The sequence below is a fragment of the Streptomyces bugieae genome (assembly GCF_036352915.1).
Classification (GTDB): domain Bacteria; phylum Actinomycetota; class Actinomycetes; order Streptomycetales; family Streptomycetaceae; genus Streptomyces; species Streptomyces endophytica.
The window spans coordinates 87384-107158 of record NZ_JAZBJP010000009.1 but is presented as its reverse complement, the minus strand read 5'-3'; the positions used below and the strand labels follow the sequence as shown (position 1 = coordinate 107158).

Annotated in this window: 19 protein-coding genes; 14 read left to right on the top strand and 5 right to left on the bottom strand. The window is 73.9% G+C overall.

All coding sequences use genetic code 11. From position 1 onward, the window contains the following. The first annotated feature begins 78 nt into the window (after positions 1 to 78). The 5 genes from V2J85_RS17945 to sucD all read left to right on the top strand — a co-directional run bounded on the left by V2J85_RS17945 (position 79) and on the right by sucD (position 5713). A complete protein-coding gene (locus V2J85_RS17945) occupies positions 79 to 1212 on the top strand; it encodes a VWA domain-containing protein (RefSeq protein WP_261957476.1) in 1134 nt (377 codons plus the stop codon). A 173-nt stretch (positions 1213 to 1385) separates the two neighbouring features. Then, entirely contained in the window at positions 1386 to 2387 is a 1002-nt protein-coding gene (locus tag V2J85_RS17940; protein ID WP_261956112.1) for a hypothetical protein, read from the top strand. A gap of 94 nt (positions 2388 to 2481) precedes the next feature. Then, positions 2482 to 3039 (top strand): hypothetical protein, encoded by a 558-nt coding sequence (locus V2J85_RS17935; protein WP_261956111.1) that lies wholly within the window; start codon positions 2482 to 2484, stop codon positions 3037 to 3039. A gap of 590 nt (positions 3040 to 3629) precedes the next feature. After that, complete coding sequence (gene sucC / locus V2J85_RS17930; protein WP_261956110.1) at positions 3630 to 4805, top strand: ADP-forming succinate--CoA ligase subunit beta; 1176 nt, start codon at positions 3630 to 3632, stop codon at positions 4803 to 4805. Between the two features lie 23 nt (positions 4806 to 4828). Beyond that, the gene (gene sucD, locus V2J85_RS17925) at positions 4829 to 5713 is read left to right on the top strand and encodes a succinate--CoA ligase subunit alpha (RefSeq protein ID WP_261956109.1); all 885 of its coding nucleotides are present in this window, start codon (positions 4829 to 4831) and stop codon (positions 5711 to 5713) included. A 146-nt stretch (positions 5714 to 5859) separates the two neighbouring features. Here the strand turns inward: sucD and V2J85_RS17920 are convergent, their stop codons facing one another. Next, on the bottom strand, positions 5860 to 6711 hold the full coding sequence (locus tag V2J85_RS17920; RefSeq protein WP_330822165.1) for a SigE family RNA polymerase sigma factor: 852 nt from the start codon (positions 6709 to 6711) through the stop codon (positions 5860 to 5862). 108 nt (positions 6712 to 6819) lie between these two features. On the opposite strand from V2J85_RS17920, the gene V2J85_RS17915 reads away from it, so the two are divergent. Continuing rightward, on the top strand, positions 6820 to 8361 hold the full coding sequence (locus V2J85_RS17915; RefSeq protein WP_330822164.1) for a cell division protein PerM: 1542 nt from the start codon (positions 6820 to 6822) through the stop codon (positions 8359 to 8361). A gap of 29 nt (positions 8362 to 8390) precedes the next feature. Here the strand turns inward: V2J85_RS17915 and V2J85_RS17910 are convergent, their stop codons facing one another. Beyond that, positions 8391 to 9290: a hypothetical protein gene (locus V2J85_RS17910; RefSeq protein ID WP_330822162.1), complete on the bottom strand. Its 900-nt coding sequence runs from the start codon at positions 9288 to 9290 to the stop codon at positions 8391 to 8393. 260 nt (positions 9291 to 9550) lie between these two features. Between V2J85_RS17910 and purN the strand changes: the two genes are divergently transcribed. Together purN and purH are read left to right on the top strand one after the other, a co-directional pair. Then, positions 9551 to 10216: a phosphoribosylglycinamide formyltransferase gene (gene purN, locus V2J85_RS17905; protein WP_261956105.1), complete on the top strand. Its 666-nt coding sequence runs from the start codon at positions 9551 to 9553 to the stop codon at positions 10214 to 10216. Continuing rightward, positions 10213 to 11775: a bifunctional phosphoribosylaminoimidazolecarboxamide formyltransferase/IMP cyclohydrolase gene (gene purH / locus V2J85_RS17900; RefSeq protein ID WP_261956104.1), complete on the top strand. Its 1563-nt coding sequence runs from the start codon at positions 10213 to 10215 to the stop codon at positions 11773 to 11775. The genes purN and purH overlap by 4 nt, the downstream gene beginning before the upstream one ends. Before the next feature lie 66 nt (positions 11776 to 11841). On the opposite strand, the gene V2J85_RS17895 is transcribed toward purH, so the two are convergent. Together V2J85_RS17895 and V2J85_RS17890 are read right to left on the bottom strand one after the other, a co-directional pair. Further along, positions 11842 to 12402 (bottom strand): hypothetical protein, encoded by a 561-nt coding sequence (locus V2J85_RS17895; protein WP_261956103.1) that lies wholly within the window; start codon positions 12400 to 12402, stop codon positions 11842 to 11844. A gap of 125 nt (positions 12403 to 12527) precedes the next feature. Then, positions 12528 to 13259 carry an RDD family protein gene (locus V2J85_RS17890; protein ID WP_261956102.1) on the bottom strand — a complete coding sequence of 244 codons (732 nt, stop codon included), beginning with the start codon at positions 13257 to 13259 and terminating at the stop codon, positions 12528 to 12530. 306 nt (positions 13260 to 13565) lie between these two features. Between V2J85_RS17890 and V2J85_RS17885 the strand changes: the two genes are divergently transcribed. After that, positions 13566 to 14420 carry a bifunctional methylenetetrahydrofolate dehydrogenase/methenyltetrahydrofolate cyclohydrolase gene (locus V2J85_RS17885; protein ID WP_261956101.1) on the top strand — a complete coding sequence of 285 codons (855 nt, stop codon included), beginning with the start codon at positions 13566 to 13568 and terminating at the stop codon, positions 14418 to 14420. Positions 14421 to 14511: 91 nt separating this feature from the next. After that, a complete protein-coding gene (locus V2J85_RS17880; protein WP_261956100.1) occupies positions 14512 to 14940 on the top strand; it encodes a DUF3017 domain-containing protein in 429 nt (142 codons plus the stop codon). A gap of 82 nt (positions 14941 to 15022) precedes the next feature. On the opposite strand, the gene V2J85_RS17875 is transcribed toward V2J85_RS17880, so the two are convergent. After that, positions 15023 to 15427, bottom strand: a complete 405-nt coding sequence (locus tag V2J85_RS17875; RefSeq protein WP_261956099.1) for a peptidase inhibitor family I36 protein — start codon at positions 15425 to 15427, stop codon at positions 15023 to 15025. A gap of 332 nt (positions 15428 to 15759) precedes the next feature. On the opposite strand from V2J85_RS17875, the gene V2J85_RS17870 reads away from it, so the two are divergent. The 4 genes from V2J85_RS17870 (at position 15760) to V2J85_RS17855 (ending at position 19743) form a co-directional block, all read left to right on the top strand. After that, entirely contained in the window at positions 15760 to 16608 is an 849-nt protein-coding gene (locus tag V2J85_RS17870) for a peptidoglycan-binding protein (protein WP_261956098.1), read from the top strand. Continuing rightward, positions 16605 to 17531 (top strand): helix-turn-helix domain-containing protein, encoded by a 927-nt coding sequence (locus tag V2J85_RS17865; RefSeq protein WP_330822161.1) that lies wholly within the window; start codon positions 16605 to 16607, stop codon positions 17529 to 17531. The genes V2J85_RS17870 and V2J85_RS17865 overlap by 4 nt, the downstream gene beginning before the upstream one ends. A 184-nt stretch (positions 17532 to 17715) precedes the next feature. Next, complete coding sequence (locus V2J85_RS17860) at positions 17716 to 18306, top strand: helix-turn-helix domain-containing protein (protein WP_330822160.1); 591 nt, start codon at positions 17716 to 17718, stop codon at positions 18304 to 18306. 447 nt (positions 18307 to 18753) lie between these two features. Next, a complete protein-coding gene (locus tag V2J85_RS17855; RefSeq protein WP_261956095.1) occupies positions 18754 to 19743 on the top strand; it encodes a malate dehydrogenase in 990 nt (329 codons plus the stop codon). Positions 19744 to 19775: the final 32 nt, after the last annotated feature.

Genomic DNA, 19775 nt, shown 5'->3' with positions numbered 1-19775 from the left:
CCGGCAGCCCCCGCGGTCTCACCTTCGACCCCCGCCCCCACCCCCACCCCCGAAGCCGAACGCCTCCGCCGCTGGCGGCTGGTGCTCGGGGGCGGCGGGGCGGACGGTACGGGACATGAGCTGCGCGGGCGGGACGCCGCGATGGACGGGGCGCTGGCCTCGCTCTACGGCCGTACGAAGGAACCCGGCGGCCGGGCCGCGGACGGCAGCCGGCGCACGGCCGGCCTCGGCGCCTCGGCGCCCGGGGTGGCGCGCTGGCTCGGCGACATCCGGACGTACTTCCCGTCCTCCGTGGTGCAGGTGATGCAGCGGGACGCCATCGACCGGCTGGGGCTCTCCGCGCTCCTCCTGGAGCCGGAGATGCTGGAGGCGGTCGAGGCGGACGTCCATCTGGTGGGCACCCTGCTCTCCCTCAACAGGGTCATGCCGGAGACGACCAGGGAGACCGCACGGGCCGTGGTCCGCAAGGTCGTCGAGCAGCTGGAGAAGAAGCTCGCGACCCGCACCCGCGCCACGCTCACCGGCGCGCTGGACCGCTCCGCCCGGATCGCCCGCCCGCGCCACCGCGACATCGACTGGGACCGCACGATCCGCGCCAACCTCAAGAACTACCTCCCCGAGTACCGCACGGTCGTCCCCGAGCGGCTGATCGGCTACGGCCGGGCCGCGCAGTCCGTGAAGAAGGACGTGGTGCTCTGCATCGACCAGTCCGGTTCGATGGCCGCCTCGGTCGTCTACGCCTCGGTGTTCGGGGCGGTGCTGGCCTCGATGCGGGCGCTGGACACCCGGCTGGTCGTCTTCGACACCGCGGTGGTCGACCTGACGGACCAGCTGGACGACCCGGTCGACGTCCTCTTCGGCACCCAGCTCGGCGGCGGTACGGACATCAACCGCGCGCTCGCCTACTGCCAGTCCCGCATCACCCGCCCCGCCGAGACCGTCGTCGTGCTCATCAGCGACCTCTACGAGGGCGGCATCCGGGACGAGATGCTGAAGCGGGTCGCCGCGATGAAGGCGTCCGGGGTGCAGTTCGTGACGCTGCTCGCGCTGTCCGACGAGGGCGCGCCGGCCTACGACCGGGAGCACGCCGCGGCCCTCGCGGCCCTGGGTGCCCCGGCGTTCGCCTGTACGCCTGATCGGTTTCCGGACGTGATGGCGGCGGCATTGGAGAAACGCCCGTTGCCCATACCGGACATGACGGAGCATCGGTGACAGGCGCGCCGGAAGGAGTTGCAGGGCACCTGGCCATTCGTGCAAGGATCAGGACATCGCTCGATCGCCCGCGATGTGTGTGACACCGAGGCATTGTGCCCGGGTGTCCCCGTCTGTCGGCACCCGTATGGGAAGGCCCCTCTTTGTCTGCTGCGTTCGCTCTGCCCGGACCCGTGCGCCTGTCGCGCACGGTGGCCGTGCGGCGCGCGCTGCTGACGGGGCTCTTCCTGGTGGGCTTCGCCGTTCTCGGCTTCGCCCTCGGTCCCGGCGCCCGTGCCGACGACCGGGCGGGCTCGCCGGCGCCGTCCGGGGCCACCTCCCCGGCGCAGGCACCGGCCGCCGGTGACCGCACCCCCGCGGACCGCACCACCGCGGACCGGACCGACACGGACCGGAGCGCGGGCGTCATGGACCGGACCGCCGCAGACCGGACCAGCACGGACCGGTCGCCCGCGGACCGGGCCACCCCGTACCGGGCCGCCACCCGGTACGGGTCGGCCGAGCGCGCGCACCACGAATCCTGGGCGCACCGCTCGGCCGGCTCCGGCACCGCCGGCGGGCAGGAGGGCGCCGCGGCCGGCGCCCGGATCACCGCGCACGCGGACACCGCCACCACCGAACTCACCGACGCCGTACGGCCCGCCGCCGAGCAGGCCGGGCCCATCGCCGGCACGGTCACCCGCCCGGTGACCGGCGCCGTGGGGGAGATCGGTGACGCGTTCGGCGGTGCGCTGCCCGTGCAGCTGCCGTCCGTCGAGCGCCCGGGCCGACCCGGCCACGGCGGCGGCTCGCCGCACGACGGTGGCGTGACCGGCGGCGACCGCCCGGCCGGTGCGCCCACCGCCGCTCCGGCCGACGGCCTGGCCGTCGTCCCGCCGGCGCACTGCGTCCAGGGGAAGGCCCGGCAGGCCGCCCCGCAGCTGCCGTCCGCCGTGTCCGGTCAGCGCGACGCGGACCGCCACGGCCTGCCGGAGCGGCAGCTTCCGCAGGGCCCGACGGCGCCCGCGCCGCAGCCGCACTCCGCCGGCGACCAGCACGGTCCCCGTGGCGGGGACCAGCACGCCGCCGCACCGGCGGACGCACCGCGCTTCCGGCTGCTGCCCGGTGGCGTCCGTACGGCCGACGGCGCCCCGACGCGTCGCCGGGCCGAAGAAATCCTCGAATTCCCGGGCTAGGGCAGACCGCTCCGCGTCTCCGACTGGACCTGCCGCGCGGGGGCGGGACAGGTCTGCCCTTCACACCCTCCTGAATTCAAAGGACTTCACCTCCATGCGTACGAACATCCGTCGCGCCGTCGTCGTCGCTGCCGCCACCGGCCTATGGGCCCTGGGCTCGGTCGCCGCCAACGCGGCCGAACTGCCCGTCGGCACCCCGGAGCTGCCCGCCACCGGCGCGGTGACCGGCGCCACCCAGCAGCTGCCCACCGGTGCGCTGACCGGTACGGCGACCAAGGCCGCGGGCACCGCCACCGGCACCGCGCAGAAGACCGTGGGCGACGTGGCGGGCAAGGCCACCGGCGTTCTCGGCGGCGGGGTGTCCACCCAGGGCCTGCCCACCGGCACGCTGCCGCGGCTCGGTGACGTCACCGGTGCCGTGGGCGGCGTCCAGCGGCTGACCGGCGGCGCGGGCCTGCCCGGTACCGGAGCGCTGCCCGGCGCCACCGACGTGAAGCACGCCAAGACGGCCAAGACGGTCACGAAGGCCGTCACCGGTGTGCGGAGCGTGGCCCCGGCGCAGGCCGTCCCGGCCGTGCCCGGTGACCTGACCGACGCCGCCGGCATCCCGGCGCTGCCGGTCCTGCCGGCCCTCCCGGTCCAGGGCGTCTGAGGCCGGCAGGCCGATCTCACCGGTTCCGGCCGCGGCGGCGGCCGGGCACCGGAACCCCCGAACAGCCGGGCGGTCCTCTGTGGGGGAGGGCCGCCCGGCCTCGGTGTGTTCGGGGCCGGGAAGTTTCGGCACAAACGCCGGGACCGGCGGGTGAGCACACCGTGAAATCGAGAAAAAATCGAGAAAAAGGGGAGGAGAGCCGCGAGTGCCACGAAGTCGCGGCCACCCGGACGCCGGTCTCACCTCCCTCCCGCGCGAGTGATCAACTCACGTACCGGCAGGGAGGGTTGAGAGGCCGGGGCAGTTCCGACCCGGTACGGATCAATCCCTCGGCCGACCTGCCGAAAACCGGGCGGAGACCGAGCGTGGCCAAAGGATCTGTGACCGTAATCACCGCTGGAGTGTGATCTGCGATTTAGGGCCTCAGGTCCTGCGGCGATAACCTGCGAGACGGACATGCCGCGTATCCGGACACCGTGTATACGCCTCCCCTGTGACAGCGCCGTCACGTTGCCCTTCGCGGCACGCCCATCGCAGACAACCTTCCGCGATCACTACGGCGATTCTGAGAAGACAAGGGACGGACGCGCGTGGACCTGTTCGAGTACCAGGCGAGGGACCTCTTCGCCAAGCACGGTGTACCGGTGCTGGCCGGTGAAGTCATCGACACGCCTGAGGCGGCCCGCGAGGCGACCGAGCGGCTGGGCGGCAAGTCCGTCGTCAAGGCGCAGGTGAAGGTCGGCGGCCGCGGCAAGGCCGGTGGCGTCAAGCTGGCCGCGACCCCGGACGAGGCCGTCGCCCGCGCGACGGACATCCTCGGCATGGACATCAAGGGCCACACGGTCCACAAGGTGATGATCGCCGAGACCGCGCCGGAGATCGCCGAGGAGTACTACGTCTCGTACCTCCTCGACCGCACCAACCGCACCTTCCTGGCCATGGCCTCGGTGGCGGGCGGCATGGACATCGAGGAGGTCGCCGCGACGACCCCCGAGAAGCTCGCCAAGGTCCCGGTCGACGCCAACGAGGGCGTCTCCATCGAGAAGGCCCGCGAGATCGTCGCCCAGGCGCAGTTCCCGGCCGAGGTCGCCGAGAAGGTCGCCGAGGTCCTCGTCACCCTGTGGAAGACCTTCGTCGCCGAGGACGCGCTCCTCGTCGAGGTCAACCCGCTCGCCAAGGTCGCCAGCGGTGACGTCCTCGCCCTCGACGGCAAGGTGTCGCTGGACGCCAACGCCGAGTTCCGCCAGCCGGAGCACGAGGCGCTGGAGGACAAGGACGCAGCCAACCCGCTCGAGGCTGCGGCCAAGGCCAAGGGTCTGAACTACGTCAAGCTCGACGGCCAGGTCGGCATCATCGGCAACGGCGCGGGTCTCGTCATGAGCACCCTGGACGTCGTCGCCTACGCCGGCGAGAACCACAACAACGTCAAGCCCGCCAACTTCCTCGACATCGGTGGCGGCGCCTCCGCCGAGGTCATGGCGAACGGCCTGGAGATCATCCTCGGCGACCCGGACGTGAAGTCCGTGTTCGTCAACGTCTTCGGCGGCATCACCGCCTGTGACGAGGTCGCCAAGGGCATCGTGCAGGCCCTGGAGCTGCTCAAGTCCAAGGGCGAAGAGGTCTCCAAGCCCCTGGTCGTCCGCCTCGACGGCAACAACGCGGAGCTGGGTCGCCAGATCCTGTCGGAGGCCAACCACCCGCTGGTGCAGCGCGTGGACACCATGGACGGCGCGGCCGACAAGGCCGCCGAGCTGGCCGCTAAGTAAGAGGGACGAGGACACTAACAACCATGGCTATCTTCCTCACCAAGGAAAGCAAGGTCATCGTCCAGGGCATGACCGGTGCCACGGGCATGAAGCACACCAAGCTGATGCTGGGTGACGGCACCAACATCGTCGGCGGTGTCAACCCGCGCAAGGCCGGTACCTCCGTCGACTTCGACGGCACCGAGGTCCCGGTCTTCGGCTCCGTCGCCGAGGCGATGGAGAAGACGGGCGCCAACGTCTCCGTGCTCTTCGTCCCGCCGGCCTTCGCCAAGGCCGCCGTCGTCGAGGCGATCGACGCCGAGATCCCGCTGGCCGTCGTGATCACCGAGGGCATCGCGGTCCACGACTCCGCCGCCTTCTGGGCGTACGCGAAGTCCAAGGGCAACAAGACCCGCATCATCGGCCCGAACTGCCCCGGCCTGATCACCCCCGGCCAGTCCAACGCCGGCATCATCCCGGGCGACATCACCAAGCCCGGCCGCATCGGCCTGGTGTCGAAGTCCGGCACGCTGACCTACCAGATGATGTACGAGCTGCGCGACATCGGCTTCTCGTCGGCCGTCGGCATCGGCGGTGACCCGGTCATCGGCACCACGCACATCGACGCGCTCGCCGCGTTCGAGGCCGACCCGGAGACCGACCTGATCGTGATGATCGGCGAGATCGGCGGCGACGCCGAGGAGCGTGCGGCCGACTTCATCAAGGCCAACGTCACCAAGCCGGTCGTCGGCTACGTCGCGGGCTTCACCGCGCCCGAGGGCAAGACCATGGGCCACGCCGGCGCCATCGTCTCCGGCTCCTCCGGCACCGCCCAGGCGAAGAAGGAGGCCCTGGAGGCCGCCGGCGTCAAGGTCGGCAAGACCCCGTCGGAGACCGCGCGGCTGGCCCGCGAGATCCTCGTCGGCTGACCTCGGCCGAGCCCGGCAGACGCACTGCCGGTCCTCGCGGCGTCGGCACCGCCGGACCCGTCCTGCGGCGCAGTGCTCGCCGTGCAACCGGACGCGGGCCCGTACCCCTGGTGGGTGCGGGCCCGCGCCCGTTCTCCCGGCGGGGGTCAGCGCACCTCGGGCAGCAGGCGGGCCTGGTCCGGCGGGGTGCGGTGCACCGCCCGGGACGTGCCGGACCCGGGCTGACGGGTGGCCGGTGCCTTGGCGACGGGCGGCACCGGAGGCGCGGTGCAGTGGTCCGGCGCGGCGACCGCGACGGACAGGGTGAGCAGCGCGAACAGTCCGGTCGACCCGAACACGGCCCGGGTCGTCCGGCGGGCGCTGCGCTCGCCTCCGGCCCGTACCTGCGCACCGGTCGGCGGCGGCTCCCCGGTGGAGGGCCCGTCGTCCGCCGGGCCGGTCAGGAGCGCGGCCAGCCGGTCCCGCAGGATCTCGCCCTGCCGCGCCGGCGGCTGCCCGGCGAGGCCCAGCCCGGGCAGCCGGGCGGCGAGCAGGTCCCGGGCGTGGGTGAGCCGGCCGGCCGCGGCCCGGGTGCTGGCCTCGACCTCCGCCGCGGTCGCGTACAGACCGAGCCCGAGGCCGTCGTGCAGCAGCAGCACCCGCCGGTACGGGGCGGGCAGCGCGGTGATCGCCTCCCGCAGCGCCCGGTCCGCGTCGTCCGGGCGCTCCACCCGGCCGCCCGTCCGTCCTCCCGGCGCCAGGCGGTGCCACGGCCGCAGCGCGTGGTCGTACACCGCGGCCCGCACCCAGCCCGCCGGATCCGGGGCCACCGCCACCTCCGGCCACCGCTGCCAGGCCAGGTGGAAGCCGTGCTCCACGGCCCGCCGGGCGAGCCGCGGCTGCCCGGTGAGCAGATGTGCCTGCCGGGTCAGCGCGGCGGCGTGCCGGGTGTGCAGCGCGTCGAAGGCGGTGGCGGCGGGGGACCGCCCGGAATCGGGCGGGGAGGCGTACGCGGTCATGCACAGCAGTGTGGAAAGCCGCGAACCCCCATCAGTCGCGACACGTGCGACACGACGATCATTTCGCCGGTACGTGGTGGAATTTCGCTTTCTTGGCAGCATGGCGGCGTGAGCGAGTACCTCGGCAGCGGCCCCGCATGGTCCCCGTCCGGCCGGACCGCGACCCGGCGCTCCTCCGCGCTCGGCGCCGCCTTCCTCGGCGGGGTGACCGCCGCCGGCCTCGGCCTCGGCGCGCTGACGGTCGCGGTGCTGCTGCTGTGGGTCGCCGCCCCCTACCCCGACACCAGCCTGTCCCGGGCGCTGCACCTCGCCGCGGACCTGTGGCTGCTGGCGCACGGCGGGGACCTCGTACGGGACGTGCCGCACTCGGCCGTGCCGGCACCGGCCGCGGTCACCCCGCTGCTGCTCGCCGTCCTGCCGGTGTGGCTGCTGCACCGGGCCGCCCGGCACACCCTGGCCACCGCGGACGACCCCGGCCCGGCGGCCGGCCCGACCGCGCCACGCACCCTGCTCGGCGCGCTGCTCGCCGGATACCTGCTGGTCGCGGGCGCTGCCCTGGGCTACGCCTCGGCCGGCCGGCTGGCCGCCGACCCGCTCAGTGCGCTGCTGTACGTCCCGGGCACCGCCGTCGCCACGATGGCCGTCACCACCTGGCGGGTCCTGGGGCACGGCGGTGCCGCCCTGCTGCCCGCGGGCGTCCGGCGGGCCGTTGCGAAGGTGCCGCGCCGACTGCGCGGCGCCCTCGGCGGCAACCGCCTCGCCGCCGCCCGCCGGGCCGCCGGCGCGGGCCTCGTGGCGCTGCTGGCGGGCGGCGCCCTGCTCACCCTCGTCGGGCTCGCGGTGCACGGCGGCCGGGTGCGCCACGACCTCCTGATGCTCGCACCGGACTGGGCGAGCCGCGCCACGGTGCTGCTGCTGTGCCTGCTGCTGCTCCCGAACGCGGCGGTCTGGGGCGCCGCCTACGGGCTGGGCCCGGGCTTCACGCTGGGCGCGGGCAGCACGATCGGCCCGCTGGGCGCCTCGGCGCACCCCCCGGTGCCGCGGCTGCCGCTGCTCGGCGGGGTGCCGGAGGTGGGCCCGGGGACGCCGTTGACCTGGGCGGTGGCCGTCCTTCCGGTGGCCGCCGGGATCTGGCTCGCCCGTTCGGTGGCCCGTATGGCGACCGACTCCGGCTCCGCGGACGGGGCCTGGCCGACGTCCTGGTCGAAGTCCTGGCCGGGGCCCTGGCCGTGGCGGCGGACGGCCGGTGTCGCGGCGTACGCGGCCCTGCTGTGCGGCGTCGGCGCGGCGGTGCTGGCGGGCCTGGCCGGCGGGGCGCTGGGGCACGGCGCGCTCGCCGCGTTCGGCCCGAGCGGCTGGCGCACCGGCCTCGCGGCGGCCGCCTGGACCGCCCTCACCGGTGTCCCCGGCGCCCTCGTCCTGCGCTTCTGGCAGCTCCGGCGCGCCCGGGGGACGGCACCGGCGGACGCTGCGGAGGCGACGACCGACGGGGCGGCGACAACGGACGGGACGGCAGTAACAGCAGCATCAACAGCAACAGAAGGAGAAACGGCGGCCGACGGCCAGGAGGCGGCCGACGGCCAGGAGGCGGCCGACGGGAAGCCGGCGGCCGACGGCAAGACGGCGGCCGCCGCGGCTCCCAAGGGCTGAGCGACCGGGTCGATCGCCGTGTGCCGCGGTTACTGCTCCACGCTCAGCAGCGGCCGCAGTTCCTTCGGCAGCAGCTTCTCGCAGGACTTGCCGGACGACTGCGTCAGGGCGTCGTTCACGCAGGTGAAGTAGTCGCGGTAGACGATCTGGACGGTGAACGTCGCGGCCACCAGCATCAGCGCGAGCGAGGCGGTGACCAGGCCCCCGACGGCCGCGGTGACCTGCGGCCGGGTGCTGCCCGGCGCGCCGGGGCGCGGGCCCTGGGCGGGCGGCTGGTGCGGGGCCGGGCGGCCCTCCATGGCGGCGGTGGTCGCCGAGGCGGTGGCCTTCGCCGGGTCCGGCTTGGCGCGCAGCGCGCTGATGCCCCAGTAGATCGCCAGCGCGCCGAGCAGCAGGGCGACCTCGGAGAGGCTGAAGAGCACGAAGAAGAACGCCCACATGCCGGCCAGCAGGGCGTACCGGGCCCGGCGCTGGGCCGGGTCGGTGGGGTCCCAGCGGAGGTTGCCGGGGCCGCCGGGGCCGCCGCCGGGCTGGCCGTTGCGGCCCGGGCGGGTGCCGAAGCCACCGCTCTGCCGGCCCGGCTGCCGGGGGCTCCACTGGCTGCCCCAGCTGGGCGCCGGCTCGTCCGGTCCCGGCTGCGGCCGGTCGCCGCCGTCCTGCCCCTGCCCCTCTCCCTCATCCTGTCCCTGTCCCTGGCCGTTGGCGTACGGGGCCGGGTGCCGGGGCCGCCATTCCTGGTCGGGGGCGCCGGCCGGCGGCGGTGCGAAGGGGTTGTCGCGGTCGGGGTCCGGCGAGGACGGACCGGAGGACGACGCCATGCGGCCGCGCGGCAGCACCACCATCCCGGGGGCGGTGGTGGGCCGGGGGTACCTCCCGGCGGTGGCCGGGGGAGGGAGCAGGAGGGCCGCGCGGCGGCGTCGGTCCGTCATCTGGAGTGTGTCTTCCCCTTGTCTCGTCCGTACGCGGGTCTTCGCGACCGGCGGCCGGATACCACGAACTGCGTGCGGTCTCACGCCCGACGCTACCTCCCGTCCCCGCCCCCGTCCCGCGGGGGCCGCTCGGTGTGCCGGTATCGTTGCTGACGGTCGGCGCCTTCGTAGGGTTCCCCGGATCTGCGGTACCCGCGGCCTTGTGCGACCACACAAAGCATGTGAGCTCACCGCACGCGAGATCGAGAAAGAGCCCCGCCGTGGCTTCGTCCCCGCCCCCCGCCCCGTCCGCCCGACCCGCCGGGCCCGCCCGTCCGGCGCGCATCGTCGTGCTCGTCTCCGGTTCCGGCACGAACCTGCAGGCCCTGCTGGACGCCATCGCCGCCCGCGGAGCCGAGGAGTACGGCGCCGAGATCGTGGCGGTGGGCGCGGACCGCGGTGCCATCGCGGGCCTGGAGCGGGCCGAGAAGGCGGGCCTGCCGACCTTCGTCTGCCGGGTCAAGGACCACGGCAGCCGCGCGGAGTGGGATGCCGCGCTGACCGCGGCGACCGCCGCGTACGAGCCGGACCTGGTGGTGTCGGCCGGCTTCATGAAGATCCTGGGCAAGGAGTTCCTGGCCCGTTTCGGCGGCCGGATCGTCAACACCCACCCGGCGCTGCTGCCGAGTTTTCCCGGTGCCCACGGCGTGCGCGACGCGCTCGCGTACGGCGCGAAGGTCACCGGATGCACCGTCCACTTCGTCGACGACGGGGTCGACACCGGCCCGATCATCGCGCAGAGCGTGGTCGAGATCCGGGACGAGGACGATGAAGCCGCGCTGCATGAGCGCATCAAGGAAGTCGAGCGATCGCTGCTCGTCGAGGTCGTGGGGCACCTGGCCCGGCACGGCTACCGCATTGAGGGACGAAAGGTACGTATCTCGTGACCGCCGAAGGTACGAAGCGGCCCATCCGCCGCGCGCTGGTCAGCGTCTACGACAAGTCCGGGCTGGAGGAGCTGGCGCAGGGCCTGCACGCGGCGGGCGTCGAGCTCGTCTCCACCGGTTCGACGGCCGGGAAGATCGCCGCCGCCGGGGTGCCGGTCACCAAGGTCGAGGAGCTGACGGGCTTCCCCGAGTGCCTCGACGGCCGGGTCAAGACCCTGCACCCGAAGGTGCACGCCGGCATCCTGGCCGACCTGCGCCTGGAGGCCCACCGGCAGCAGCTGGCGGAGCTGGGCGTGGAGCCGTTCGACCTGGTCGTCGTGAACCTCTACCCGTTCCGGGAGACCGTCGCCTCCGGCGCCACCCCCGACGAGTGCGTCGAGCAGATCGACATCGGCGGCCCCTCGATGGTCCGGGCCGCCGCCAAGAACCACCCCTCGGTCGCGGTCGTCACCAGCCCGGCCCGGTACGCCGACGTGCTCGCCGCGGTCCGTGACGGCGGCTTCGACCTGACCGCCCGCAAGCGGCTGGCCGCGGAGGCGTTCCAGCACACCGCCGCCTACGACGTGGCGGTCGCCTCCTGGTTCGCCGACGACTACGCGGCCGCCGACGACAGCGGCTTCCCCGACTTCCTCGGTGCGACCTACGCGCGCAAGAACGTGCTGCGCTACGGCGAGAACCCGCACCAGGGCGCCGCGCTGTACGTGACCGGCGAGGGCGGGCTGGCCGAGGCCGAGCAGCTGCACGGCAAGGAGATGTCGTACAACAACTACACGGACACCGACGCCGCGCGCCGGGCCGCGTACGACCACGCCGAGCCCTGCGTGGCCATCATCAAGCACGCCAACCCGTGCGGCATCGCGATCGGCGCGGACGTCGCCGAGGCGCACCGCAGGGCGCACGCCTGCGACCCGGTCTCCGCGTACGGCGGCGTGATCGCCGTCAACCGCCCGGTGACGGTGGCGCTGGCCGAGCAGGTCGCCGAGATCTTCACCGAGGTCATCGTGGCGCCCGGCTACGAGGACGGCGCGGTCGAGATCCTCGCCCGGAAGAAGAACATCCGGGTGCTCCGCGCCGAGGGCGCCCCGGCCGCCCCGGTCGAGGTCAAGCAGATCGACGGCGGTGCGCTGCTGCAGGTCACCGACCGCCTCCAGGCCGACGGCGACGACCCGGCCAACTGGACGCTGGCGGCCGGCGAGGCGCTGGCGCCGGAGCAGCTGGCCGAGCTGGCGTTCGCCTGGAAGGCCTGCCGTGCGGTGAAGTCCAACGCGATCCTGCTCGCCAAGGACGGCGCCTCGGTGGGCGTCGGTATGGGCCAGGTCAACCGCGTCGACTCCTGCAAGCTGGCCGTCGAGCGGGCCGGCGAGGAGCGCGCCCGGGGCTCGTACGCGGCCTCCGACGCCTTCTTCCCGTTCCCCGACGGCCCGGAGATCCTCATCGCGGCCGGCGTCCGGGCGATCGTCCAGCCGGGCGGTTCGATCCGCGACGAGCTGGTCGTCGAGGCCGCCAAGAAGGCCGGCGTGACGATGTACTTCACCGGCGCCCGGCACTTCTTCCACTGAGCGCCGAAACGGCCGGAGGGCCGCACCCCGTCCGGGGTGCGGCCCTCCGCCGTGTGTGCGGCGCGGTCAGTAACGCGGCCGGCTGAACCAGGCGTTGCCCTCGTCCTTCGAGACGAAGACCAGCACCAGGATGCCCAGGACCGTGTGGACCAGGCCGAGCGGGAAGGTGAGCAGGCTCAGGATGATGTTGCCCACGCCGAAGACGATGGAGCCGGTGCGGACGCCGGAACCGCCGTTGGCGAACTGCAGGGCCAGGGTGATCGCCGACACGGTGAAGATCACGATGACCACGATGACCGCGATCAGCAGGCCCTTGCCGATGTTCATCGCCGTGATGTCGTCACTGGTGGTGTACGCCGAGGTGTTGTGCGACGCCTTGCTGACGCCGCCCAGCCCCATGACGGCGAGGACCAGGCCGATGAGGTTCAGTCCGGCCAGCACGAACAGCATCACCCGCGCGGCCTTGACGCCGCCGGGCATCACCGTCGGGTACTGCGGCTGCATGGCGGGCATCGGGCCGCCCGGGTACGGGCCGTACGGCGAGGGCTGCGGCGGCTGTTGGGGGTAGCCGTAGCCGGGCTGCTGGCCCGGAGGCGGGCCGTAGGGGTTCTGGTTGGGGTAGCTCACGGGCGGTGTCCTTCAAGCGACTTGAACGGAGCCCGCGAAGGCCCCGATCGCGCTGTTGCGAGGGGGCCTTCGGGGAGTGGCGCAGGTCCCGGCCGGGGCGGGGCCCCGGCCGGAATGCCGGTGTGTTACTGGGACTTGACGACCACCGTGCCGGCGATCTTGTCGGCGAACGTCTGCGACTTCTCGTCCCACAGCGGCCACAGGTAGCCCAGGCAGCAGAACCCGTCGAGGATGTGGCACAGCTTGCGGACGAAGGCCATGCCGAAGCCGATCGGCTGGCCGGTCGCCTCCTTGACGAGGCGGATGCCCAGGGCCTTCTTGCCCGGGGTCTGGCCGGTGCTGCCTTCCTTGGCGAGCACGAACAGACCGGCGGCCAGGGCGATCAGACCGGCGATCGCGATGAGCACGAACGAGCCGACCGGAGTGGCGCTGTCCGCGGCCTTGTCGTAGGCGTCGCTGATGCACTGGATGTCACCGGGCGGGCAGGACGAGGTGTCCGGCGTGATCGTCGCGGCGCTGGCGGACATGGCCAGGGCGACGAAGTACAGGATCGTCGGGAGCAGACCCACGATCAGGTAGTCGATGAGGTAGGCGCCCACGCGCGCGCCCCAGCTCGCGTAACCCTGCGGCATGCCCGGCATGGCGTAGCCCGCCTGCTGCGGGTAGCCGCCGTAGGGCTGCTGCGGCGGGACCTGACCCTGCTGGGGGTAGCCGTACGGCTGCTGCGGGGCCTGCGGCTGCTGCGGGTAGCCGTAGCCGGGGCCGCCCTGCGGGGGCACCGGGGGCTGCTGCCCGTAGGGCGCCTGCGGGGCCTGCGGCGGCTGGCCGTACGGGTTGTTCGGGTCGCCGAAACTCATGTGGTGTTTTCCTCCGTTGGGTCAGTGGGGGACGACGCAGCGTGACTCGGAGGAAAAACAGGTTTCACTGGCCCGCCCCCGACGATGCCTGCGGCACTGCGGCGTCAATCCTTCTAGGTGGGCCTTGACTCTGTCCAGTCAGATAGCGGAGCCGTTGTCCAAGTGCAATGATCACTTCCGGCCATATCATGTCCGGTTTCTGCAGGGGCGGATGGGGCCCGGCGCGGGCCGCCGAACGACCGGGCGCGCGGGCTCCGCGCGCGCCCTGATTGGAACGTGACCGCCCTCATCCGGGAGGATGGAGACATGACTGCCCAGATTCTGGATGGCAAGGCCACCGCAGCCGCTATCAAGTCCGAGCTCGCCGCCCGCGTCGAGGCCCTGAAGGCCAAGGGCGTCCAGCCCGGCCTGGGCACCCTCCTGGTCGGCGACGACCCCGGCAGCCGCTGGTACGTCAACGGCAAGCACCGCGACTGCGCACAGGTCGGCATCGCCTCGATCCAGCGCGAACTGCCGGAGACCGCCACCCAGGAGGAGATCGAGGCGGTCGTCCGCGAGCTGAACGAGGACCCGGCCTGCACCGGCTACATCGTCCAACTCCCGCTCCCCAAGGGCATCGACGCCAACCGCGTGCTGGAGCTGATGGACCCGGCCAAGGACGCCGACGGTCTGCACCCGATGAGCCTGGGCCGGCTGGTGCTCGGCATCGAGGGCCCGCTGCCGTGCACCCCGTACGGCATCGTCCAGCTGCTGCGCCGCCACGAGGTCGAGATCAAGGGCGCCCACGTCGTCGTGGTCGGCCGGGGCATCACCATCGGCCGCCCGATGCCGCTGGTGCTCACCCGCAAGTCCGAGAACGCGACCGTGACCCAGTGCCACACCGGCACCCGCGACCTGTCCGCGCACCTGCGGCAGGCCGACATCATCGTCGCCGCGGCCGGTGTGCCGCACATCATCAAGCCGGAGGACGTCAAGCCCGGCGCGGCCGTCCTGGACGTCGGCGTGAGCCGGGACGAGCAGGGCAAGATCGTCGGCGATGTGCACCCGGGCGTGGCCGAGGTGGCCGGCTGGGTCGCCCCCAACCCCGGCGGCGTCGGCCCGATGACCCGCGCCCAGCTGCTGGTCAACGTCGTCGAGGCGGCCGAGCGCGCGGCCGGCTGAGCCGCGCGTTGCCCGTACCCTCGAAGAGGTCAGCCCGGCCGCGGACGGCCGGGCGGACCGCCGGACCAGGACACCGAAGGGACTGCCAGCCATGCCAGCCGAAGCGCATTCGGACGGCGCCTCCGAGCCGCAGCGCTCCTCCCGCCGCTTCCCGACGCTGACCCGCGACACGGCCCGGCCGGAGGGCGGCGGACGAGCCGCTTCCGGCGAGCACTCCGCGCCCGCCCGGCAGTGGCCGCTGCTCACGGTCATGGGCGGGGTCGCCGTCGGACTGCTGCTGGTCACGTTCGACGCGTTCCGCATCGGCACGCTGATCGTCGGGCTGTCCCTGCTGGGCGGGGCCGCGCTGCGCTGGGCGCTGCCGTCGGTGGGCATGCTCGCGGTGCGCTCCCGCTTCACGGACCTGGCGACGTACGGCGGGCTCGGCTTCGTGATCGTGGTGCTGTCGATGATGGTGCAGCCCAAGCCGTGGATCCACGTCCCGTTCCTGGACGACATCGTGCACTTCACCGTGCGCTGACGCGGCACCCGCGACGCACGGCACGGCGGCGGCCCGCCCCTTCCCCCGTGGAAGGACGGGCCGCCGCCGTGTGCTCAGGGCCTCAGCACCACTTGTTCGAGTAGAGGTCGTTGAGGTTGTAGCCGATGTACTTCCAGCCGGTGCCGCGGTTCAGCTTGTAGTGGCGGCCGTGGTAGCCGGGCTTCTCGTAGACCGTCACGTTGCAGCGGGTGCCGTTGTTGTACGCCGACCACGGGGTGTCGAAGGCACCGCCGTAGCGCCGCAGGTCACGGTTGTTGCCGGCGACCTTCTTCGGCGTCCCCTTGTAGTTGGGCCTGGGGTAGACGCACAGGTAGCCGCGGGGGCAGTTGCTCGGTGCCCGCAGGACGGTGGCCGAGCCCTGCTTCGCGGGAGCGGGGGCGGCGCTGGCGACGGCCGGTGCCAGCGCGAGCCCTCCGGAGACGGCCGCGGCGGCCGCGGTGAGGGCGAGGCGCTTGCGAGCGTTCATGGTCGGGTTCCTCCCCGTAGGTGGTCAGGAGGCGGCGCGGGGTGGACCGCGCCGCCGTGGTGCGTCACCGACTGTGCGCCCCCGGTTCGCGCGGCTGCCACAGACTCCGGACCGATGGGGATGCCCTGGGACGTCCCAGCCGCTGACCTGCGGGGACGTCGGATCCGCGGACGCCGCGGTGGGACGGCGGGCGAGGGGAAGGAGGCGGTACGCATGTCCGGATACCGTGCGGAAAGAGTAAAAAGGGAAACCGGAGGGCGCGTCCGCGCCATCATCGGCGCCACAGGGGGCTGCTGGCCTCGGGGGACAAGCACACGCGTATGGGGTGGAACATGCCGCGTTGGAAAGGGCTGCCCGAAACGCTTGACCATCGGGTGCGGCAGCTCGTCGTACAGCTGCGGAGGCTCAAGGACCACAGCGGGCTGAGCCTGGCCTCGCTCGCCGCCAAGACCGCCTACAGCAAGTCGTCGTGGGAGCGCTATCTCAACGGCAAGAAGCTGCCGCCGCGGGAGGCGGTGGAGGCGCTGGCGCGGATCTGCGGCGCCGACGCGACCCGGCTGCTGGCGCTGCACGAGGTCGCCGCACAGGCGTGGGGCGCGGAACGGGCGGCGCCGCCCGGGGCCTCGGGCCCCTCGGAGCGGGCCGGGGCCGCCGCCCCCGAGGAGGACGAACCCGACACCCTCACAACCGTAACCGGGGCCGGCCCCGCGCCCGTTGCGGCGCCCGGCCGTCCGTGGCTGCGGCGCGGGCCGCTCGCCCTGCTCGGCGGGCTGGTCGTGCTCGCGGTCGCCGCGGTGGTGCTGGTGGCCGTCCGGCCGTGGCAGGACGACGGTGGCGGCGGCCGCGGGACCGGCCCCGCCTCCGCCGGCCGGGCCACCGCCGCCACCCCGGCGTTCAGCCACCGCGTGGGGGAGACGTTCCGCTGCCATGTCCGGCGCACCGCGGGCGTGTTGACCGCCGACCGCAGCCGCACCACCACGGCGATCCTGGGCAGCGGTGTGACCGGCTGGGAGGTCGTCGAGGCGCAGTGCCTGCTGAACCACCAGGGCTACGACCCGGGCCCGGTGGACGGCATCGTCGGGGAGCACACCATGCGCGCCGTCAAGCGGCTGCAGGCCGCCGCCGGGCTGCCCACGGACGGGATCGTGGGCCCCGACACCTGGAAGGTGCTGCGCCGGTGAGCGGCCCGGACAGCGAACTGTGCGAGGGCGTCGAGAGCTCCCGACTGGCCGCGGGATTGCGGGAGTTGCGCGGGCGTACGGGTCTGAGCCTGGCCGCGCTCGCGGCCCGCACCCCGTACAGCAAGTCCTCCTGGGAGCGCTATCTCAACGGCAAGAAGCTGCCGCCGCGGGACGCCGTGGAGGCGCTCTGCCGGCTGGCGGGCGAACCGGCCGGGCGGCTGCTGGCGCTGTGGGAACTGGCGGACGCGGCCTGGAGCGGCCGGGCCGCGCCCGCCGCGGCCCGGGCGGAGGCCGCGGCCGCGCGGGACGCCGCGGTCGAGCCGGGGCCTGCGGCCGCGCGGGACGCCGTGGGGGATCCGGGTGTCCCGGCCCGCCCCGTGCCGCCGGAACAGCCGCAGCAGCCGCCAACGGTGTCGCCCCGGAGGACGCGCCGGCGGGTGGTGGCCGCGGCGGCCGGGGCCGGTGCCGGCGGGCTGGCGCTGGCCGTGGCGGTGACGTTCCTGGCGGGGGAGCGGGCCGGGGAGGCCCGCGGTGGCCCGGCCGCGAGCGTCGCACCCACGTCCTCGGCGGTGACCGGCTGCCGCGGGCGGTCCTGCGACGGCAAGGACCCGCAGTCGATGTTCTGCGGCGGTGAGGGCATGGTGGACACGGTCGTCGAGGCCGCCACCGCCCGCGGCGCGCACGTCCAGGTGCGGTACGGCACGGCGTGCGCGGCCGCCTGGGGGCGGCTCCGCGGCGGCCGGATCGGGGACCGCATCGAGGTGACCGTGCCGGGGTCCCTGCCGCGGTCGGTGCGGGTCAGGGACCGGTTCGACGCCGAGGGCTACCTGGTCACCCCGATGGTGGCGGCCCGCGGCCCGCGGGGCGTCCGGCTCTGCCTCTACCCGGCGGGCGGCGGCCCCCGCGAGTGCTTCCGGCACTGAGACGTGCTGCGCGAACGGCGGAGCGGGGCGCTCCCGGGAGGCGCTGCCCAGGTCCGAATGCTCCCGTGCGCCCAGCGGGAAGAGGACGTTCCCCTGGCTGGCGGTGTCCCTCCTGGGGGTGAATAGGGCGGGTCCGGGGGAGTCGCGCCGCGTACGGCGCGTGAGTGGGCGAACAGGGGGAGCCATGCCTCGCTGGAAGGCACTGCCGGAGGAACTCGATCCGGCCGTGGGGGAGTTCACGGAACGGCTGCGCGGCCTGGTGGACCGCAGCCGGCTGAGTGTGGCCGCCGTCGCGGACCGCACGGGCTACAGCAAGACGTCGTGGGAGCGCTATCTCGACGGGCGGTTGCTGCCGCCGCGCCGCGCCGTCGTCGCGCTCGCCGAGGCGACCGGCACCGACCCGGGACACCTCGTCATGCGATGGGAACCGGCCGAACGCGCCTGGAGCCGGGCCGAGCTGCGGCACGACGCGCCGAGGGAGGCGATACGGGCGGCCCCGGCGTGGGCCGTGCGGGAGGCCGCGATGGCGCCGGGCGCGGTCCGTACGCAGGTCGCGCAGCTGCCGCCCCGGGGCGAGGAACACGGGGCGGAACGGACCGCGGAGGCCGACGGGCCGGGCCGGGCGGCGGAGGCCGGCCCTGAGCCGTCGGCCGGGCCCGGTGCCGTCGCCGGCCGGCGGGACCGTCGGCTGCGGGCGCTGATGCTGGCGGTCGGCGTGCTCGGCGCCCTGCTGATGGCGCTCGCCGCGGTCCTCCTGCTGGTCCCCGGACGCTGACGCCCGGCCCCGGACGCCGGGGGCGGCCGCGGCGGCCCGGCGCGCCGCCGCTGGCCGGGAATCGACGGCCACGCGGCGTTCGCTGAAAAAAGGGGGGCATGCACCCGGATATCCCGGGCAGGCGCGGGTTATCCCCCCACGGGTGTGGCACAACCTGGCGGCCGCCCGCTTCCCCCCTCCTTGAGCGGGCGGCCGCCGCCACGGTCCGTGCGGGCGGGCCGGCGGAGCCGATGCCGACCGCGGTCCGGGCGGGCCGCCGTCCGGTCTCCCCGGTACACCCGGTGAGGCGTGCCACACCGACCCGTCACCGGCACCGGGCAGGGGTCCGATAGCCTGACGGCCGGGTCTCTCGATACCAAGAGACCTCGATAGCTGGGCAGGGACACCCACCGCCACCCATGGTGGTCCAGGGGCTTGCCCCCGGAAAACACCGCGCAGGAGATCGCCATGACCCGCACTCCCGTCAATGTCACCGTCACCGGCGCCGCCGGCCAGATCGGTTACGCACTCCTCTTCCGCATCGCTTCCGGTCATCTGCTCGGCGCGGACGTGCCGGTCAAGCTGCGCCTCCTGGAGATCCCGCAGGGCCTGAAGGCCGCCGAGGGCACCGCCATGGAGCTGGACGACTGCGCCTTCCCGCTGCTCCAGGGCATCGACATCTCCGACGACCCGAACGTGGCCTTCGACGGCGCGAACGTCGCCCTGCTGGTCGGCGCCCGCCCCCGCACCAAGGGCATGGAGCGCGGTGACCTCCTGGAGGCCAACGGCGGCATCTTCAAGCCGCAGGGCAAGGCCATCAACGACCACGCCGCGGACGACATCAAGGTCCTGGTCGTCGGCAACCCCGCCAACACCAACGCGCTGATCGCCCAGGCCGCCGCGCCGGACGTACCGCGTGAGCGCTTCACCGCGATGACCCGCCTCGACCACAACCGGGCCATCTCGCAGCTGGCGCAGAAGACCGGCACGCCGGTCTCGGAGATCCAGCGCCTGACGATCTGGGGCAACCACTCCGCCACCCAGTACCCGGACATCTTCCACGCCACGGTCGCCGGCAAGAACGCCGCCGAGACCGTCAACGACGAGAAGTGGCTGGCCGACACCTTCATCCCGACCGTCGCCAAGCGCGGCGCCGCGATCATCGAGGCCCGCGGTGCCTCGTCGGCCGCCTCCGCCGCGAACGCCGCCATCGACCACGTCCACACCTGGGTCAACGGCACCGCCGACGGCGACTGGACCTCGATGGGCATCCCGTCGGACGGCTCCTACGGCGTCCCGGAGGGCCTGATCTCCTCCTTCCCGGTCACCACCAAGGACGGCAAGTACGAGATCGTCCAGGGCCTGGACATCAACGAGTTCTCCCGCTCCCGCATCGACGCCTCCGTCAAGGAGCTGGAGGAGGAGCGCGAGGCGGTCCGCGCCCTCGGCCTCATCTGAGCCGGACTCCTTCCCACGCCGAGCCCGCACTG

What these genes read in the sequence shown, in the direction of transcription:
- V2J85_RS17935 (WP_261956111.1), top strand. Translation starts at nt 2,482, where the DNA reads ATGCGTACGAACATCCGTCGCGCCGTCGTCGTCGCTGCCGCCACCGGC.
- sucD (WP_261956109.1), top strand. Translation starts at nt 4,829, where the DNA reads ATGGCTATCTTCCTCACCAAGGAAAGCAAGGTCATCGTCCAGGGCATG.
- V2J85_RS17920 (WP_330822165.1), bottom strand. Translation starts at nt 6,711, where the DNA reads ATGACCGCGTACGCCTCCCCGCCCGATTCCGGGCGGTCCCCCGCCGCC.
- V2J85_RS17910 (WP_330822162.1), bottom strand. Translation starts at nt 9,290, where the DNA reads ATGACGGACCGACGCCGCCGCGCGGCCCTCCTGCTCCCTCCCCCGGCC.
- V2J85_RS17890 (WP_261956102.1), bottom strand. Translation starts at nt 13,259, where the DNA reads ATGAGTTTCGGCGACCCGAACAACCCGTACGGCCAGCCGCCGCAGGCC.
- V2J85_RS17885 (WP_261956101.1), top strand. Translation starts at nt 13,566, where the DNA reads ATGACTGCCCAGATTCTGGATGGCAAGGCCACCGCAGCCGCTATCAAG.
- V2J85_RS17880 (WP_261956100.1), top strand. Translation starts at nt 14,512, where the DNA reads ATGCCAGCCGAAGCGCATTCGGACGGCGCCTCCGAGCCGCAGCGCTCC.
- V2J85_RS17875 (WP_261956099.1), bottom strand. Translation starts at nt 15,427, where the DNA reads ATGAACGCTCGCAAGCGCCTCGCCCTCACCGCGGCCGCCGCGGCCGTC.
- V2J85_RS17870 (WP_261956098.1), top strand. Translation starts at nt 15,760, where the DNA reads ATGCCGCGTTGGAAAGGGCTGCCCGAAACGCTTGACCATCGGGTGCGG.
- V2J85_RS17860 (WP_330822160.1), top strand. Translation starts at nt 17,716, where the DNA reads ATGCCTCGCTGGAAGGCACTGCCGGAGGAACTCGATCCGGCCGTGGGG.
- V2J85_RS17855 (WP_261956095.1), top strand. Translation starts at nt 18,754, where the DNA reads ATGACCCGCACTCCCGTCAATGTCACCGTCACCGGCGCCGCCGGCCAG.